The following is a 17,421-nucleotide window of genomic DNA, read 5'->3' on the forward strand; positions in this document are numbered from 1 at the left end:
CTCTAAATAATATTTGTGAATTAGAAAGTTAAAAAGAGACGCGTCATGCACGATTACTTGGCAAATTATTCCGATGTTACTTTGAAATTAATTGTCGGGCTTGCGGTATTTCTGTTGGTATTGCGCACAACCGGGCGTGGCAGCCTTAGCCAAATGACACCGATTGACCTTGTAAGCAACTTTGTTATGGGTGGCATTATAGGTGGCGTCATTTACAATCCAGCAACTGGGATTCTGCATTTTTTAGGAGTTTTGTTTATTTGGGAAGCATTGGTGATTTTAGTTAATTATTCTCGTAAACATTTCCCGTTTATTCGCGATATTGTTGCAGGTGGTGATTTACCACTTGTTATTGATGGCAAATACCAAATTAAAAACTTCAAACGCATCGGCTTAGATGTAAATGATTTTGTCACTATGCTGCGCATTAAAGGCGCAGCGCCCCATGAAGTTGCTTTTGCCAATTTTGAATCGAATGGCTCATTATCGGTTATCAAAAAAGAAGAAGATCGCGTATCCGTTATTTTAATTAAAAATGGTGAAATTATCAAAGATAATCTTGAGCTTGCTCACAAAACTGAACAATGGGTCCAAGACCAAGTTAAAAAACAAAAAGTCGAGCTTGAAAATATTTATCTGGCTGAATGGTTTGAAGAAAAAACGCCCACAGGTAGGGAAAGGAACGGTTTATTTATTGTTCCTATACCCAAAGATAGCGACTGAACTCCTCAAAGAATTGTAATTTAATAAACTGAGATGACTTTTATCTCATTAAGCCAGCAAATATTTAGGTTAAATCACAAAATACGAACAACTACATTAATGAGAAAGTTAAAAACCTATCAAACAATAAAAAAGGTGCCCGAAAGGACACCTTTAAAATGCAAAAAGTTTGAAAAAACTAATCTTTAAAACGTCGGATAACCAATGACGCATTGGTACCACCAAAACCAAAAGAGTTGGTCAGAACGGTATCAATTTTACGTTCTCTTGCCTTGTGCGGAACAAGATCAATTTTGGTTTCAACCGATGGGTTATCAAGATTTAATGTTGGCGGTGCAATATTATCACGAATAGCCAAAGTACAGAAAATAGCTTCAGCAGCACCAGCAGCACCTAGCAAGTGGCCAATAGACGATTTGGTTGATGACATTGACACTTTATCAGCAGCATCGCCCATAACGCGCTCAACAGCTGCAAGCTCAATCGTATCGGCCATAGTGGAAGTACCATGGGCGTTGATATAATCAATATCGGATGGCTCAATACCGGCACGTTTAATAGCAGAGCGCATGCAGCGTTCTGCCCCCTCGCCTGTTTCGCTTGGTGCTGTAATATGATGAGCATCACCGCTCAAACCATAACCTACTACTTCAGCATAAATCTTGGCACCACGTTTTTTGGCGTGTTCTAGTTCTTCAAGAACGAGAACAGCGGACCCCTCACCCATTACAAAACCATCGCGATCCTTGTCATAAGGGCGTGATGCGCGGGTTGGATCATTATTATAGCTGGTTGAAAGAGCCTTACAAGCGGCAAAACCAGCAAGCGATATGCGATTAACGGGCGATTCTGTGCCACCAGCCACCATCACATCAGCGTCACCAAGCGCAATCAAACGGGCAGCATCACCAATAGCATGAGAGCCGGTTGAACAAGCAGTCACGACTGAATGATTTGGCCCACGCAATTTATGCTTAATAGAAACATAACCGGACGCAAGATTAATGATACGCCCTGGAATAAAAAATGGTGAAATACGTCTAGGACCACGATCGCGAAGTGTATAACCCGCTTCGACAATACCTTCAACGCCGCCGATACCAGCACCAATCATAACACCGGTAGCAATTTGGTCCTCATCGCTTTCTGGATGCCAATTAGCATCTTCTAGCGCTTCAGTTGCAGCTGATACAGCATAGACAATAAATGGATCAACCTTACGCTGTTCCTTTTGTTCCATAAATAAATCAGGATTATATGTACCGTTTGTGCCATCACCTAAAGGAATTCGGCATGCAATCTGACATGGCAGATCATCAACCTCGAACTCGCTGACACGACGGGCGCCACTATCCCCATTTAACAATCTCGTCCAACTATGCTCTACATTGCCGGCAAGCGGAGAAACCAGCCCTAGGCCGGTAATGACAACACGCCTCATCATCACATCCTGATCTAACATCATTTAATCATACTCTATTCAATTTAAAACCTTAAATATTTAGAGTATTGAGTTTTTTGATTTTGTTATCATTGTTCTTTTAATAAGAACAAATTAACACACTGCAAATGGAAGAAAAGCACCTTTTTAAAAGGCGCTTTTTTCTAGAATTATCAAAACGGCAAAACGCCATTTTTGACGAAATTACGCCAAAGCCTTGTCGATGAACTTAACTGCATCGCCAACGGTTAGGATGGTTTCTGCTGCATCATCAGGAATTTCAACGCCGAATTCTTCTTCAAATGCCATAACAAGCTCGACTGTATCAAGGCTGTCTGCACCGAGATCATCAATGAAGCTTGCGCCTTCTGTTACCTTGTCAGCTTCTACTCCAAGATGTTCTTCAACAATCTTTTTTACGCGTTCTGCTGTATCACTCATGTCGGAACCTCGACCTCAGTTGTCCCAGCCTTGAATGGCTTGGGGTATTCAAATAAAGCTAATAGGTGCAAATCAGCATTTTGCTATCGCTTGCACCCTGTGGATATCCCTATTGGGATAAACAGCAGATAACTGCTGCTAGAAATAATCAAAACCATTTACCGAATTAAAAAGCAAATTATTTTGATCGAAAAAGATAGATCACTAAAAAAAATGATCGACCTCTGATTATCTAAATAGATGCGATAGACCAATTAATAAAAAAATTCAATCGCCATCATCAATAGTTTAAAGCATTTACCATGCAAATAGCACATATAAACGCCCATTTTTTATTTTTTTCACAATTATTTCTAGAAAGCCAACCATTTTTCTCTCTAGAAACATTATAAATAACATTATGAAAAAGTGATTCAATGGTACTTTTGCAACGATTTTTTGTAACTATCGCGGCAGAACATCCCTTATTAAAATCACTTATTAGATCATTGCCATACCACCATTAACATGAATGGTTTGTCCCGTCACATAGCTTGCTTCATCACTAGCAAGATAAACTGCAGCCTTTGCCACTTCTTGAGCTGATCCCATGCGCTTCATAGGAATAGCGCTCATGATTGCATCTTTTTGCTTATCATTAAGCTTATCGGTCATGGCTGATTCAATAAAACCAGGCGCAATACAGTTGACAGTTACATTACGGCTAGCAATTTCTTGCGCCAATGACTTCGAAAAACCAATAATACCAGCCTTGGTGGCACAATAATTGGCTTGTCCAGGATTACCAGTAACCCCCACCACTGATGTAATATTGATAATACGGCCAAAACGACGGCGCATCATTGGATGGGTTAATTCTTTGGTCAAGTTAAACACTGCCGTAAGATTAACTGCAAGAACTGCATCCCAATCTTCATCACTCATGCGAACAAAGAGCCCATCACGGGTAATACCAGCATTATTGACAAGAATATCAACGCCGCCCATTTCTTCTTCAACCCGCGCACCAAGTGCTTTTACTGCTTCACGGTCGGATAAATTGGCAGGAAAGACAAAAACGCGCTCACCAAGCTCCGCTGCCAATTCGTCCAATTTTTCTTTGCGTGTGCCATGGAGACCAACAATGGCGCCCTGCGCATGTAAATTACGCGCAATAGCTTCACCAATACCGCCAGTTGCGCCGGTTACAAGCGCTTTGCGCCCATTAAGTTCAAACATATCTGATCCTCACTGATCATTTTCAAGTCTCTATCATCATGAATTTAGAAATCATAATGACAATATCAAGAAGCCATTACTTTAGTATGGCTTCTATCAAAAAGAAAATTTAAAATTAAACACCTAATTCTTTAAGTGCTTCTTCGATTTCTGCATCCGTATTTACCGGACGGCCAGTAATATCTTTATTAATGCGTCGGGCAAGCCCAGTTAGCACTTTGCCGGTACCCACTTCATAAAGAGTATCAACATCATTATTGCCAAACCACTCAATAGTTTCACGCCAGCGTACTTGGCCTGTAACTTGGGCGACCAATAAATCGGCAATTAGCTTTTCATCGCGCACAGGCTCTGCCGTAACATTGGCAACCAAAGCAATAACCGGTTGGTGTTTTTTAACTTCAGCCAAAGCTTCAGCCATAGCATCGCCAGCAGGTTGCATAAGCACTGAATGGAAAGGGGCAGATACGGGCAACATAAGCGCACGTTTTGCGCCTTTTTCACTTGCCAAGCTTGCGGCCTTTTCAACGGCTGCCAAAACACCCGAAATTACTAATTGCCCACCGCCATTATCATTTGCTATTTGGCATGCACCAAGACTTGACGCTTCAGCACAAATTGCATTTACATCACTAGCTTCAAGTCCGATAATTGCCGCCATACCACCCTGACCAACCGGAACCGCCTTTTGCATAGCATTACCACGAATACGCAAAAGCCGCGCCGTATCAGCTAAAGAAAACATGCCAGCGGCACAAAGGGCTGAATATTCGCCCAAAGAGTGACCTGCAACATATTGCACTTTTTGAGGCAAATTTAATCCAAGCGACTGCATCACTTTAATGATAGCCATAGAAACAGCCATTAAAGCAGGTTGAGCATTAGCCGTTAAAGTTAAAACATCTTCGGGGCCTTCAAACATGGTGCTTGATAGCTTTTCGCCCAAAGCTTCATCAACTTCTTCAAAAACTTGTCTAGCAACGGAAAACTGTTCTGCTAATGCCTTACCCATGCCTACAGACTGGCTGCCTTGCCCTGGAAATGTAAATGCAATTGCCATAAGGATTTGCCTCTTTATTAATATTATACTTATGCTTTGCTACTCATGTAGCAAGCAATATGATTAGCTCTCCCATGTTTTGGGGGAGCTAAATCCAATTAAACTGTTTTAGCGATGAGCTCTTTAACTGCAGCAATGGCATCATCTGCCTTATCAGCATCTGGACCACCAGCCTGCGCCATATCAGGACGACCACCGCCACCTTTACCGCCAAGCACTTCTGTTGCCACGCGCACAAGATCAACTGCACTTAGTTTATCGGTTAAATCATCGGTGACACCAATAACGATACTTGCCTTACCATCTTCGCCTTTGCCGATAAACACCACAACGCCAGAACCAACTTGCCCCTTACCACTATCCGCAAGCGGCTTTAAATCACGCGGTGAAACGCCAGTGACAACACGCCCCATAAAACCAATGCCATTAACCTTTTCAAGCGGTTCATCACCACCATTATTAGAGCCACCGCCAAGCGCCAATTGGCGACGCGCATCACTTAATTCTTTTTCAAGTTTGCGGCGCTCTTCGCTCAGCAAGCGAACGCGCTCAACCACATCATTAACACCAGTTTTCATCAATCCTGCAAGATCATGCAAACGCTCATCTTGATTTTTAAGATATTGACGAGCACCATCAGCAGTCAGTGCTTCAAGACGGCGAACACCGGCAGCAACAGCACTTTCCGACAAAATACGAATAAGACCTATATCGCCGGTGCGGCGTACATGCGTACCGCCACAAAGCTCAATCGACCAAGGGCGATTACGAACGCCATTGCCAGTTTCAGCTTCACCCATAGAGACAACACGTACCTCTTCACCATATTTTTCACCAAACAGTGCCATCGCACCTTCAGCAATAGCATCATCAACCGCCATAAGCCGTGTTGTGACTGCGGCATTTTGCAAAACAATACGATTAGCAATATCTTCAATCTCATCAAGTTCTTCACGTGAGATTGGCTTTGGATGAGAAAAGTCAAAACGCAAACGATCTGGCGATACTAGCGAGCCTTTTTGCGCAACATGGGTACCAAGAACCTGACGCAAAGCTTCATGCAATAAGTGTGTTGCCGAATGGTTAGCGCGAATTTTACTGCGGCGTTGATGATCTACGGTTAATTCAGCCGCTTCACCAACTTTAATTGTACCGCTGCGCACTTTACCAATATGAACAAAGACGCCCTCACCTTTTTTCTGGGTGTCGGTGACATCAAAGATAAAATCATCACCTATAATTGTACCGCTATCACCAACCTGACCACCTGATTCGCCATAGAATGAGGTTTGATTGACGACCAACTGACATTCATCGCCGCTAGCGACACTATCAACCATGACACCATCTTTAACCAAAGCAGTAATAACGGCTTCAAGCTTTTCAGTATCATAACCCAAAAACTCGGTTGACCCGACCTTATCGCGCACCGCAAACCAAACAGTTTCAGTTGCAGCTTCTCCAGAACCAGACCAATGGGCACGGGCTTCTGCCTTTTGACGCGCCATTGCTGTATCAAAACCATCAGTATCAACCGAGATATCACGGCGGCGCAGTGCATCTTGGGTTAAATCGAGCGGGAAACCATAAGTATCATATAGCTTAAACGCAACTTCGCCATCAAGCTTACCGCCAGCAGTTAAATCAGCACTTGCTTCATTTAACAAGCCAAGACCACGTTCCAAGGTTTTACGAAAACGCGTTTCTTCTAGTTTCAAGGTTTCTGATATTAAAGATTCTGCCCGCAACAATTCAGGATAGGCCTGCCCCATTTCACGCGTTAGCACTGGTAACAGTTTAAACAATAGTGGATCTTTAGAACCTAATAATTGCGCATGGCGCATAGCGCGGCGCATAATGCGGCGAAGAACATAACCACGCCCTTCATTTGATGGTAAAACACCATCAGCAATCAAAAATGCGGATGAGCGCAAATGATCGGCAATAACGCGGTGACTTGCGGTAAATTCGCCTGCAGCTTTAACGCCGGTAGCTTCTTCAGAGGCTCTAATTAATGTGCGGAAAAGATCGATATCATAATTGTCATGCACGCCTTGCAATACGGCAGCAACGCGCTCAAGCCCCATGCCTGTATCAATAGATGGGCGCGGCAAATCCTTGCGTTCATCAAGGCTTACTTGCTCATACTGCATAAACACAAGATTCCAAATCTCGATAAAGCGGTCACCATCTTCATCTGCACTACCGGGAGGGCCGCCCCAGATCTTATCGCCATGATCGTAGAAAATTTCCGAACAAGGACCGCAAGGCCCTGTATCGCCCATTGCCCAAAAATTGTCATTGGTGGCAATGCGAATAATCCGATCATCGGTAAGGCCAGCAATTTTCTTCCAAAAATTAGCAGCATCCTCATCGGTGTGATAAACGGTTACCAATAATTTATCTTTTGCCAAACCAAATTCCTTGGTTAGCAAATTCCATGCAAAGCTAATGGCTTCTTCTTTGAAATAATCACCAAAGGAAAAATTGCCTAGCATTTCAAAAAATGTATGATGGCGAGCAGTGTAACCAACATTATCAAGATCATTATGTTTACCACCAGCGCGAACACATTTTTGTGCTGTTGTCGCACGATTATAAGGGCGAGTTTCAAGACCGGTAAAAACATTTTTAAACTGCACCATACCGGCATTGGTAAACATCAATGTTGGATCATTACGCGGCACCAATGGGCTAGATGAAACTATCTCATGCCCATTGCGATGAAAAAAATCCAAAAATGTTGATCTTATCTCATTAACGCTATTCATAAATCCACCTTGCTGTTACGCACTTTCCCATCATAATCGGGCACATATAATTGTTCGGTTTATAACAATAATGCCATAATATAAAAGAGCTAAGTTATATTTTTTATATTTTTCAACCAAATGACAGCGAAAAAGCATAAAAAATACGCCTTTCCTTTGGTAAAACACATAAAATCACACGTCATTTAACCCAAAAACTACAGCTAACGATCAAAAGGCAGCCATAAGCTGCCTTTTTTAATAAATTTCCCACCACTTGAGCTATCAAGCCCCTAAAGCTTGGGAAGAGCTTCAACAAAGCGCACAGGCTGCCCAAGAGACGGCGCCACAATTTCGCCCTCCCACATAACACGATTACCACGAATAACCGTACCGACTGGCCAACCAGTTACCTGCTCACCATCATAAGGTGTCCAGCCCGCGCGTGAACCAACTTGTTCATTACGAATGGTTTCTTTGCGTTTTAAATCCACAATTGTTAAATCACAATCATAACCAACGGCAATGCGCCCCTTTTGGGAAATGCCAAAAATACGCGCTGGCCCATGTGACGTCATATCAACGAGACGCTCTAGCGACAAACGCCCCTTATTCACATGATCAAGCATCAATGGCATAATGGTTTGCACGCCGGTCATACCCGATGGTGACTGTGGATAAGGTTTATTCTTTTCTTCCAACAAATGCGGCGCATGATCAGAACCAATCACGTCAATAATGCTTTGTTGCAAGCCATACCATAATTTTTCACGATGGCGCTTTTCACGCACTGGTGGGTTCATCTGAATAAGCGTACCAAGCCTTGCATAATCATCCGCCGATAAAGTCAAATGGTGCGGCGTTACCTCAAGGGTTGCAACATCTTTATGGTCTTGCAAAAAATCAATCTCTTCTGCGGTTGATATATGCAGCACATGAATACGCGCGCCAGTCTCATGGGCAATACGCACCAAACGCTGCGTGCATTGTAATGCTGCAATCTCATCACGCCAAATAGGATGAGAAGATGGATCACCCTCAACACGCAAATCCTTACGCGCATTAAGCCGGGCTTCATCTTCTGAATGGAAGGCCGCACGGCGGCGCGTATTTTTTAAAATAGAACGCACCCCCTCATCATCATCGACCAAGAGATCACCGGTAGAAGACCCCATAAAAACCTTAATGCCAGCTGCACCGGGCAAACGTTCTAATTCTGCTACCTCATGGGCGTTTTCGCGCGTACCACCTACCCAAAAAGCGAAATCACAATGCATGCGATTTGTTGCCCTTTTTACCTTATCAGCAAGGGCAGCTTCAGTAGTGGTTAACGGCTTGGTATTTGGCATCTCAAAAACAGCTGTCACACCGCCAAGCACTGCCGAGCGAGATCCTGTCTCCAAGTCCTCCTTATGCTCAAGCCCTGGCTCGCGAAAATGCACCTGACTATCAATGACACCAGGTAAAATATGCAAGCCTGTACAATCAATCACTTCATCAGCACTATTTTCCGACAAGGAACCTATTTGCGCTATCTTGCTACCGATGACACCAATATCACGAATGGCAATGCCATCATGGTTTACAACAGTTGCATTTTTGAAAATTTTATCAAATGTGCGGGACATCACGTTTGCTCCTTGCAGGTTGGCCTTACCCGAATTACGTATTTAACAAAGGAAAGGCAAGGATTATGACAGAGAATCATCCACTAGCAACAGTTTGTGATCGTATATTGATAAAAATTGATGGCGAGGATAGCCAGCATTTCTTGCATAACCTCATCACCACCGATGTTGAAAAGCTTGAAAATGATACAATGCTGCCAGGTGCTTTATTAACACCACAAGGAAAAATTGCCTTTGATTTTTTAATTGGCAAAAAAGGCGAATCGTTTTTCATTGACATTAATAAAGAAATTGCACCGCAATTTATCAAACGCTTATCAATGTATAAATTACGCTCAAAAGTCAATTTAACCCAAGAAAATCAATATATTGTTGAAATATTTAACCAAGAAAACAATGATACTTTAGTTAAAGAATTAAAAAAACAAAATAATTTACTGTTTTTTAACGATAAAAGATTCTTGTTAAACCAAAACATAATCCGCAACTATAAACTTAACAATAATCAGCAATGCCTTGATAAGAATATAGAAAATTATATATCCTTAAGAATAGCAAATGCTGTGGCGGAAAGCAGCAAGGATTATCAACTTAATGATGCCTTCCCCCATGATGTAAACCTTGACCAGCTTAGCGGAGTTTCCTTTAAAAAGGGTTGTTATATTGGACAAGAAGTGGTGTCTCGCATGCATCATCGCAAAACAGCGCGGCGGCGTATCTTAATTGCCAAAAGTAGCTTCCCCCTCCCCCAATCAGGTACAAGCATTGAAGCCGACAGCAAACCAGTTGGTACAATCGGAAGCGTTAATGGTGTTGATGGCTTGGCTATGGTGCGCATTGACCGCGTTAAACAAGCAATAGATCAAGCGATTCCCCTAATCGCCAACGGCATTGAAATTACCCTTGAAATTCCATCGATGGTGAATTTTACTTTTCCAGAAAATCTTGACAAAGGTGACTAAAAAATAAATTGACTAAAATGATAAGTTGACCAACAAAACAAAGAAAGCGAATTAAATATTAAATTATTAGGTGTAAAACTTTTGATTGGATTGAAATTTGTTCACTATTTGTTTTAATTTAAGCCCTATGCTAAATGTACTATTCTAAGCTCTTATCATGCAAATCAAAGGTTAGACTCTATGGCCAAAGCCGATAATATTGATGGACAACCACGCGCGTGGCAAAGAATGCTTTCCGGCAGACGGTTAGATCTCCTTGATCCATCGCCCCTTGATGTTGAAATTATTGACATTGCGCACGGCCTTGCTCGCGTTGCCCGTTGGAATGGTCAAACACGCGGCGAATATGCTTATTCAGTTGCGCAGCATTCAATGTTGGTTGAACAGATTTTTGTAAGGCTTTTTCCTGATTCTACTCCGACCGAACGTATATTAGCACTACTACATGATGCGCCAGAATATGTTATTGGTGATATGATATCACCATTTAAAGCGGTACTTGGCGGCCAATATGAACTCGTGGAAGCTCGCTTGGAAAAGGCCATTAATATTCGTTTTTCCTTACCCGTAAAGCCGCTAAAAAAGCTAAAGAAAAACATAAAAAAAGCAGATCGTATTGCTGCTTTTTTTGAAGCAACAAAACTTGCCGGTTTTTCATTGGCTGAGGCCGAGCGCTATTTTAGCAAACCACAAAATGTCAGTCCGGATGGTTTAGACCTTATTCCACGCGCAACCCAGCATGTCGAAGGTGGTTTTCTTTCACGCTTCAATGAGCTTGAACAATTACGAGCAAAGCCACCCTTGCCTTAAGCAAAAGCATCAATAAAATTAAACTTACCTGGTCATAATTTTAATAAGCTGAAAGAAGCTATTGCATGAATGATAATAATCCAAATAGCTTAGATTTTAACTTAACCAACGCACTTATTATCACTCCGCTATCACGGCTCAAATCTATGATAAAGCAGCATAAGCCAAGCCATATGATTACGCTGCTTAGCCCTAATGCTGTTATATTGCGCGATAAAACAATTGCACCAGAAAACCATCACATATTTTTCTTCAATGATATTAATGAGCCGCGCCCTAATTTAATTGTACCGCAAATGAAAGATGTCATAGCGATCATTGATGCGGCTAGAAATTGGCATTTATCTCAAAGCACATATCCAGACACAGCTTTATCTCCCCTTCTTATCCATTGCCAAATGGGTATATCGCGCTCAACTGCCGCCGCTTATATTATCGCTTGCGCACGGGATGAGAGCATAGACGAAGAACGCCTTGCAATTAGCTTGCGACAATTATCACCATCTGCAACCCCCAATGCAAGATTGATTGCATTAGCTGATGAATATCTAAACCGCAAAGGCAAAATGGTTAGCGCAATCAAGCGCATTGGTCGCGGTGCAGATGCAAGTGAGGGCGCCCCCTTTATATTGCCGATTAAGATTTAATTCCATCCATCTTTTAATAGAACGTTTTTGATAGTCCCGTACTAATAAAATTATCGGCTGCGTTTAATAACAAGTGCATAATCTTATAAAAAATTTCTTAAAAACGCTCCTATGTTTTAGTACTCTCTCCTCTTAAATATTATAGTTCCAATTATTTCGATGTCCTTGTATTTTCTATTGTCAAATATTACATTTTCAGAAATTTTATCAACATATTTATTTATTCTTATATCATCCGCTAAATAAGAAGAAATTTCCACTCCGGAATCCAAATCATAATCAGAAACTATTCTATCTATATAAATATTATATTTTAACTCCCTTTTATTCGGGAAAAATACAACAGATATTATTCTTATATTATTATAAATCTCATCAAAAGTTGCTTCAACACATAATCGAAAAATTTTATCTGATAACATTTATTTATCTTTCTAATTTTATATTAGTTTTAATCATCTAGAAGGTGTCGGAACAATATGAGCTCCCTTTTTGCCAAAATCAACAATTGGCATGCCTCCAGTAATCATTCCCATTATTATATATTTACCTGATTTTATACCGTCTACTAATTCTTGTGGCTTAACATTAGGGGCAATAGTACTACGGAAAGAAGTATAACTGTTGTAGCGAGGTACATGTTTCCCCTGCCCTCCATCATGAATTTTATTTGGTATATTGTTAGGATCAAATAATGGTTTTGATAACAATCCTAACGAACCTACCCCAGTATTGGGATTAAGGGACTGTGTGCTAAAACTGGGATCTGAAATAACGCAGACAGCCCATCAACAATATGATAAAGTAAGATATATAAATCCCACTACAATTCCTAATGGCATTAATAGGAATGCGTTTGAGGCGGAAAAAACATACTAGAAAGAAAGAGCATAACGCTTTGTCTAAAATGAATAAATATAATATTGAAACTGAAATTGAAAATATAAATAATTTAAAAGATGTAAATCCATTTACTCCGCCCAAACCAACAGATAATTTAATAAATATCTATGAAAATAAATTAGGATTTATATTTAATGACGATTATAAACAGTTTATAAAATTGGTTGGCTATAGCACCTATAATGGCCGAGATATTTTAGATATTACAGGAGATGCTGAGGATGGCAGAGATCTATTAGCGCATATAAATTATGCACGAGAGATCGGCATTCCATATGACTGGTTACCATTTAGCGAAGATAATGGAGACTATTTTTGCTTACTACCAAACGGTAAGGTGAAATTTGTATCACATAACGGTACAAGCGAAGAGGTATGGGATAATTTAGCCTCATGGATTCATGAGGTATGGATTAATGGTAAATAACCAACCAAGAGGCAGGCTTTGCCCTTTCCACCCTTAGTCATGGACAGGGGGGCAAGGGCGCACAATTGTGTGGGTTTGATGCACTCAAGGCCGCCGCTCAAGTTAAACGTGATTATAGCTAAAACAAGACTTTTGAACCGCTAAGCATTAAAGATCAACGTTGGGGAGCGCCCAACTATTGCCAATTAAGATTTAATTCCATCTATCTTATTAATAGAACCTTCAATATTGCTATTTTTAGCTAATCGGAATTTATATTTTATAAATCTGTTTATTTAATTAACCGTGTTTAAAGCCTTAAGCATATAAATACCACATGAATTGTGGCCTGTATCTCCAACTCGCTTATCTAACAATTTAAAGTCGAAAGATTCATATAAAATCAGTGCTGCACCTAGCTCGTCTAAGGTTTCTAAATAGCAAAATGAATATCCATATTCAGTGGCTTTATCGATAGCTAAACTTATTAATCGTCTGCCTACGCCTAAACCTGTTAAGCTGCTATCAATATAAAGCTTTTGCAATTCACAATATTCTTTTCCTGCTCCAAGCAAGGGGGCTATTCCTACCCCACCCTTAATTGTTCCATCCATTTCTATTACCCAATAACCTGAGCCTTTAATTGTATAAACGTCACTCAGATGGTTAAGGCATGGATCATTTAGACTGACACCTTCTAAATGGTCTATTTTATTATCTATAAAACTTTGTCGTATAACAGCTGCTAAACCATCATTATCTTTTGGTTCAATAGGCCTTATTTTTAGTCCTATGTCCCTTTGTTTACGTGCATTTTTCAAAGTTTTTAAAAAATTTTTAATGGTTAGACTTAATTTTTGTAGTTCTCCTGCAGAAGAAAGAGTAAGCGCATCAGATATAAATTGATTAGCGTATCTATTAATCTCAAATAAAACATTTTTTCCTTTTTCTGTAAGTGTAAAAGTCATTGATCTTGCATCAGAAGGATTTATTTTTCTTAAAAGTAAGCGATCTTTTTCTAACGTTTTTAACGTTCTACTGATACTAGATTTTTCAACACATAAAGTTTTGGCTAGTTCTGTGACACTCAATCCAAGCTGTGAGCTATTTAATTCTATTAAGATGTGACTTTGGAGAGGAGAAATATCAGTTCCAATTGTTTTACGGCTCAACATACCCAATTCACGAACCATCTCTCGTAAAGATGTTCTGAACAACTCAGTTTCTTGTGTTTGCATGATTTCAACCTGATTATACTAAATTTAGTTAACAGTGTTAACTAAATTTAGTATAATCAGGTTTGAGTTTAACACAAGTCCGAATTTTATTTTTATGGTGACTAACTATCTTTATCTGATTTAGGTGAATTTTCACCTAGGAGTTAATTTTTATTAAGCGGAATATAAAAAAATGAAGTTTTTAAGAACATGAGTTTAATTGGTATGGGCAGTAAACTTAGGTTATAAGGTTTATTATAAATCAATCTTCAAATTATTTTCTCAATTAATTTGCTAATTTCAAGTTGTTGGGAAAATTAATTGGCCAACCTTAAGTTGACAATATATTGTCATTATGACAATATGTTACCATGATTAAAAATATAAATCCAATGAGTAGTTTTGCGATAAGCCTGTTTCGCGTCCACCAAGCCTTGATGGATTGTGGCGAGGCAATTGCAAACAAGCATGATATGAGTGCGGCAAGATGGAAATTTCTTGGCGCGCTAGCATTAGCACAAGCACCATCAACTGTTCCGCAAATTGCACAAGATATGGGACTTACCAGACAAGCGGTGCAACGCTTGGCTGATGAGATGAATGAGCTTTTATATGTAGAAGTTCATATAAACCCAATTCATAAACGATCGAAACTTTATAGCCTAACCAGACTTGGTGAAGAATTATATAACCGCATCAATGATGATTGGTTAAAGATAGCAGAGCAATTACAAGCAAAATTCAGCCCACAAGAAGTGAGCCAAAGCATTAATAATTTGGATAAGTTTTGCAAGGCGTTTGAGGATTTACCAAAATGAAATAACCGATTAGGGCTAATCGCAAGCACTATTAATAAAAGTCTGATGTTGGCACGAATTAACAACTTAGCTAACACGATAAATATAATATTAAAATTCCGCTGAGTTAAAAATGACAGTCGTTTTATAAGCGTGCGAATAATATCGCATTGCTGCTTATTAAGCTCGCCCTCAATATAGGATATTTAAAAATGAAGAAAATTGCCCTCTGCCATAGATTGGCGGCAATGATGAGTTGCGCCTTATTGCTAACGTTTTGGCTTTCCACCATTTTCTCAGAAGTTTTTGGCAGCATAGCCTGCATTATTGCCGTAAAATACTTAATCAGCTATGCTATTTTTCTGCTTATTATATGCTTTATGATGACAGCAATAACCGGTATGAAACTTTCGCGAAAATCAAATAATCCAATCATAAAAAAGAAGAAATTACGCATGCCATTTATAGCATTAAATGGCCTACTTATTTTAATACCATCTGCATTTTTTCTAAAAAATGCGGCCTTACATCAACAATTCAATACAGTTTTTTGGTTTGTACAAAGCATTGAGCTTATCTTCGGCGCCATCAATATTATCTTAGTATTCCAAAATATCAGCTTTGGCATAAAGTTAAAGAAACAGCGCAGCTAAATAAAAAGCCCGGCTTTTTACCGGGCTTTTATAATTTACGCTAAAACACGCGATGTCTTTTTAATATAAGCTTTCAAAGCATTTTCATCATTTGAAAGCACCTCAAAATGTTCCTCGCGCTCCATCAAATCATCAAGCCAAACGGGCAATTGTGGTGTGACTGATGCTGCAGCCTCCACTGCTTCAGGGAACTTAGCGGGATGCGCCGTTGACAAAATCACCATTGGAACATTGGCATCAGCAAACTGGCGCGATACTTTAACTGCGGTTGCAGTATGGGGATCGGCAACATAATTATTGCTTTGGTAAATATCATGAATAAGAGTTGCTGTTTCCGGCATAGTACTGCTACCAGCGGCAAAAAGCGCTGATATAGCCTGCATTTGCTTTTCTTCCAAAGTAAATGCACCCGATTGCTTTAGTGAATCCATTTGTTGTCTGATCGCCGACGCATCGCGGCCATTGCTTTCAAACAATAGACGTTCAAAATTTGACGATACCTGAATATCCATGGATGGCGATGTGGTATGGATAATACCCTTTGTCTCATAAACACCAGTTTTTAATGTGCGCGCTAAAATATCATTATCATTGGTAGCAATGACCAATTTAGCAATTGGCAAGCCCATACGCGAGGCAACAAAACCCGCAAAAATATCGCCAAAATTACCTGTCGGCACGGCAAAAGAGACCGCGCGATCTGGCGCACCAAGGGAAACAGCCGCCGAGAAATAATAAACAACCTGCGCCATAATGCGCGCCCAATTAATGGAATTAACACCAGAAATGGCTAATTCATCGCGGAAATTATGATCATTAAACAAAGCTTTTACCAAAGCCTGACAATCATCAAAATTGCCTTCAATCGCAAGAGCATGAACATTTCCAGCTTTGCTGGAAGTCATTTGACGCTGTTGAACTGGAGATACACGCCCTTTTGGAAAAAGAATAAAAATATCGGTACTTTCACGATTGGCAAAAGCTTCAATCGCTGCGCCGCCAGTATCGCCTGACGTTGCACCAATAATAGTGGCACGCTTGCCATTTTCGCCTAATATATGATCCATCAACCGCGCAAGTAATTGCATTGCAACATCTTTAAATGCCAATGTTGGACCGTGAAATAATTCTAAGATAAATTCATTGCTTGCTGTTTGCACTAAAGGGCAAGTTGCAGGGTGATGAAATGTTGCATAAGCTTCATCAACCATCATATCAAAAATATTGCGCTCAATCTCACCTTCAACAAAAGGCCACAAAACCGCTTTGGCAATTGCTGCATAGGATTTTCCGCGTAAAGCACGAATGGCACCTGGTGAAAATTGCGGATATGTCTCAGGCACATAAAGACCGCCATCATATGCAAGCCCTGCCATAACCGCATCTTTAAATCCAAGAATGGGAGCCTCTCCCCGTGTGCTTATATATTTCATATTATTTTAAAGCTCCTGATATAACTTTCAACGAAGATATCAATTAGCTTGGTTTTATAGCCAAGCCCAGTCAACTAAAACACGGTTTAGCACAAATTTACATTGTGCTTCCACACCCAATTATAAAAAAATACTATTGAAAATAATTTTTCATAAATATCAAGCGCAACAAGCGACCAAATTGCAACCATTAGACAAAAAAAGAGTAAGACATCGCCAATATGCGATTATTTGCTGTTATTTCGACCGAAGAATCGATAAAAACCTTGAAAAATACCGCAAATTGCATAAAAACTTCATTACGGCGTTTTGGCAATGCTCTAAAAGCCACC

General features: G+C 40.2%; 17 protein-coding genes. 7 read left to right on the plus strand and 10 right to left on the minus strand.

Annotation, left to right across the window (positions count from 1 at the left end; all coding sequences use genetic code 11):
• Positions 1-45: 45 nt before the first annotated feature.
• Positions 46-723 (plus strand): DUF421 domain-containing protein, encoded by a 678-nt coding sequence (locus N5852_RS09700; protein WP_262097601.1) that lies wholly within the window; start codon positions 46-48, stop codon positions 721-723.
• Positions 724-901: 178 nt separating this feature from the next.
• Here the strand turns inward: N5852_RS09700 and fabF are convergent, their stop codons facing one another.
• The 6 genes from fabF to N5852_RS09730 form a co-directional block, all read right to left on the minus strand.
• Positions 902-2,164: a beta-ketoacyl-ACP synthase II gene (gene fabF / locus N5852_RS09705; RefSeq protein WP_262099738.1), complete on the minus strand. Its 1,263-nt coding sequence runs from the start codon at positions 2,162-2,164 to the stop codon at positions 902-904.
• A gap of 204 nt (positions 2,165-2,368) precedes the next feature.
• Complete coding sequence (locus tag N5852_RS09710) at positions 2,369-2,605, minus strand: acyl carrier protein (RefSeq protein ID WP_182417206.1); 237 nt, start codon at positions 2,603-2,605, stop codon at positions 2,369-2,371.
• Between the two features lie 480 nt (positions 2,606-3,085).
• Positions 3,086-3,823 (minus strand): 3-oxoacyl-[acyl-carrier-protein] reductase, encoded by a 738-nt coding sequence (gene fabG / locus N5852_RS09715; RefSeq protein ID WP_262097602.1) that lies wholly within the window; start codon positions 3,821-3,823, stop codon positions 3,086-3,088.
• 115 nt (positions 3,824-3,938) lie between these two features.
• Positions 3,939-4,883 (minus strand): ACP S-malonyltransferase, encoded by a 945-nt coding sequence (gene fabD / locus N5852_RS09720; protein ID WP_262097603.1) that lies wholly within the window; start codon positions 4,881-4,883, stop codon positions 3,939-3,941.
• A 98-nt stretch (positions 4,884-4,981) separates the two neighbouring features.
• A complete protein-coding gene (alaS, locus tag N5852_RS09725; protein ID WP_262097604.1) occupies positions 4,982-7,654 on the minus strand; it encodes an alanine--tRNA ligase in 2,673 nt (890 codons plus the stop codon).
• A 272-nt stretch (positions 7,655-7,926) separates the two neighbouring features.
• Positions 7,927-9,261, minus strand: a complete 1,335-nt coding sequence (locus N5852_RS09730) for a dihydroorotase (protein ID WP_262097605.1) — start codon at positions 9,259-9,261, stop codon at positions 7,927-7,929.
• A gap of 65 nt (positions 9,262-9,326) precedes the next feature.
• Here N5852_RS09730 and N5852_RS09735 point away from each other — a divergent pair, with 65 nt between their 5' ends.
• From N5852_RS09735 to N5852_RS09745, 3 genes are all read left to right on the plus strand, one after another.
• Positions 9,327-10,223: a CAF17-like 4Fe-4S cluster assembly/insertion protein YgfZ gene (locus N5852_RS09735; protein WP_262097606.1), complete on the plus strand. Its 897-nt coding sequence runs from the start codon at positions 9,327-9,329 to the stop codon at positions 10,221-10,223.
• A gap of 180 nt (positions 10,224-10,403) precedes the next feature.
• Complete coding sequence (locus N5852_RS09740) at positions 10,404-11,033, plus strand: HD domain-containing protein (protein ID WP_262097607.1); 630 nt, start codon at positions 10,404-10,406, stop codon at positions 11,031-11,033.
• 146 nt (positions 11,034-11,179) lie between these two features.
• Positions 11,180-11,680 carry a tyrosine phosphatase family protein gene (locus N5852_RS09745; RefSeq protein ID WP_410004260.1) on the plus strand — a complete coding sequence of 167 codons (501 nt, stop codon included), beginning with the start codon at positions 11,180-11,182 and terminating at the stop codon, positions 11,678-11,680.
• A 116-nt stretch (positions 11,681-11,796) separates the two neighbouring features.
• Here the strand turns inward: N5852_RS09745 and N5852_RS09750 are convergent, their stop codons facing one another.
• Both N5852_RS09750 and N5852_RS09755 read right to left on the minus strand, forming a co-directional pair.
• A complete protein-coding gene (locus N5852_RS09750) occupies positions 11,797-12,102 on the minus strand; it encodes a MafI2 family immunity protein (protein ID WP_262097609.1) in 306 nt (101 codons plus the stop codon).
• Positions 12,103-12,135: 33 nt separating this feature from the next.
• Positions 12,136-12,390 (minus strand): polymorphic toxin type 50 domain-containing protein, encoded by a 255-nt coding sequence (locus N5852_RS09755; RefSeq protein ID WP_262097610.1) that lies wholly within the window; start codon positions 12,388-12,390, stop codon positions 12,136-12,138.
• A 125-nt stretch (positions 12,391-12,515) separates the two neighbouring features.
• Between N5852_RS09755 and N5852_RS09760 the strand changes: the two genes are divergently transcribed.
• Entirely contained in the window at positions 12,516-13,010 is a 495-nt protein-coding gene (locus N5852_RS09760; RefSeq protein WP_262097611.1) for an SMI1/KNR4 family protein, read from the plus strand.
• Between the two features lie 275 nt (positions 13,011-13,285).
• On the opposite strand, the gene N5852_RS09765 is transcribed toward N5852_RS09760, so the two are convergent.
• Positions 13,286-14,227 carry a bifunctional helix-turn-helix transcriptional regulator/GNAT family N-acetyltransferase gene (locus tag N5852_RS09765; protein WP_262097612.1) on the minus strand — a complete coding sequence of 314 codons (942 nt, stop codon included), beginning with the start codon at positions 14,225-14,227 and terminating at the stop codon, positions 13,286-13,288.
• A gap of 350 nt (positions 14,228-14,577) precedes the next feature.
• On the opposite strand from N5852_RS09765, the gene N5852_RS09770 reads away from it, so the two are divergent.
• Both N5852_RS09770 and N5852_RS09775 read left to right on the plus strand, forming a co-directional pair.
• On the plus strand, positions 14,578-15,024 hold the full coding sequence (locus tag N5852_RS09770) for a MarR family winged helix-turn-helix transcriptional regulator (protein ID WP_262097613.1): 447 nt from the start codon (positions 14,578-14,580) through the stop codon (positions 15,022-15,024).
• 191 nt (positions 15,025-15,215) lie between these two features.
• The gene (locus N5852_RS09775; protein WP_262097614.1) at positions 15,216-15,656 is read left to right on the plus strand and encodes a hypothetical protein; all 441 of its coding nucleotides are present in this window, start codon (positions 15,216-15,218) and stop codon (positions 15,654-15,656) included.
• Between the two features lie 35 nt (positions 15,657-15,691).
• Here N5852_RS09775 and thrC read toward each other — a convergent pair whose 3' ends face one another.
• Positions 15,692-17,089 (minus strand): threonine synthase, encoded by a 1,398-nt coding sequence (thrC, locus tag N5852_RS09780; protein WP_262097615.1) that lies wholly within the window; start codon positions 17,087-17,089, stop codon positions 15,692-15,694.
• Positions 17,090-17,421 lie beyond the last annotated feature (332 nt).

Source organism: Bartonella sp. HY328 (assembly GCF_025449335.1).
In the GTDB taxonomy this organism is placed as follows: Bacteria; Pseudomonadota; Alphaproteobacteria; order Rhizobiales; family Rhizobiaceae; genus HY038.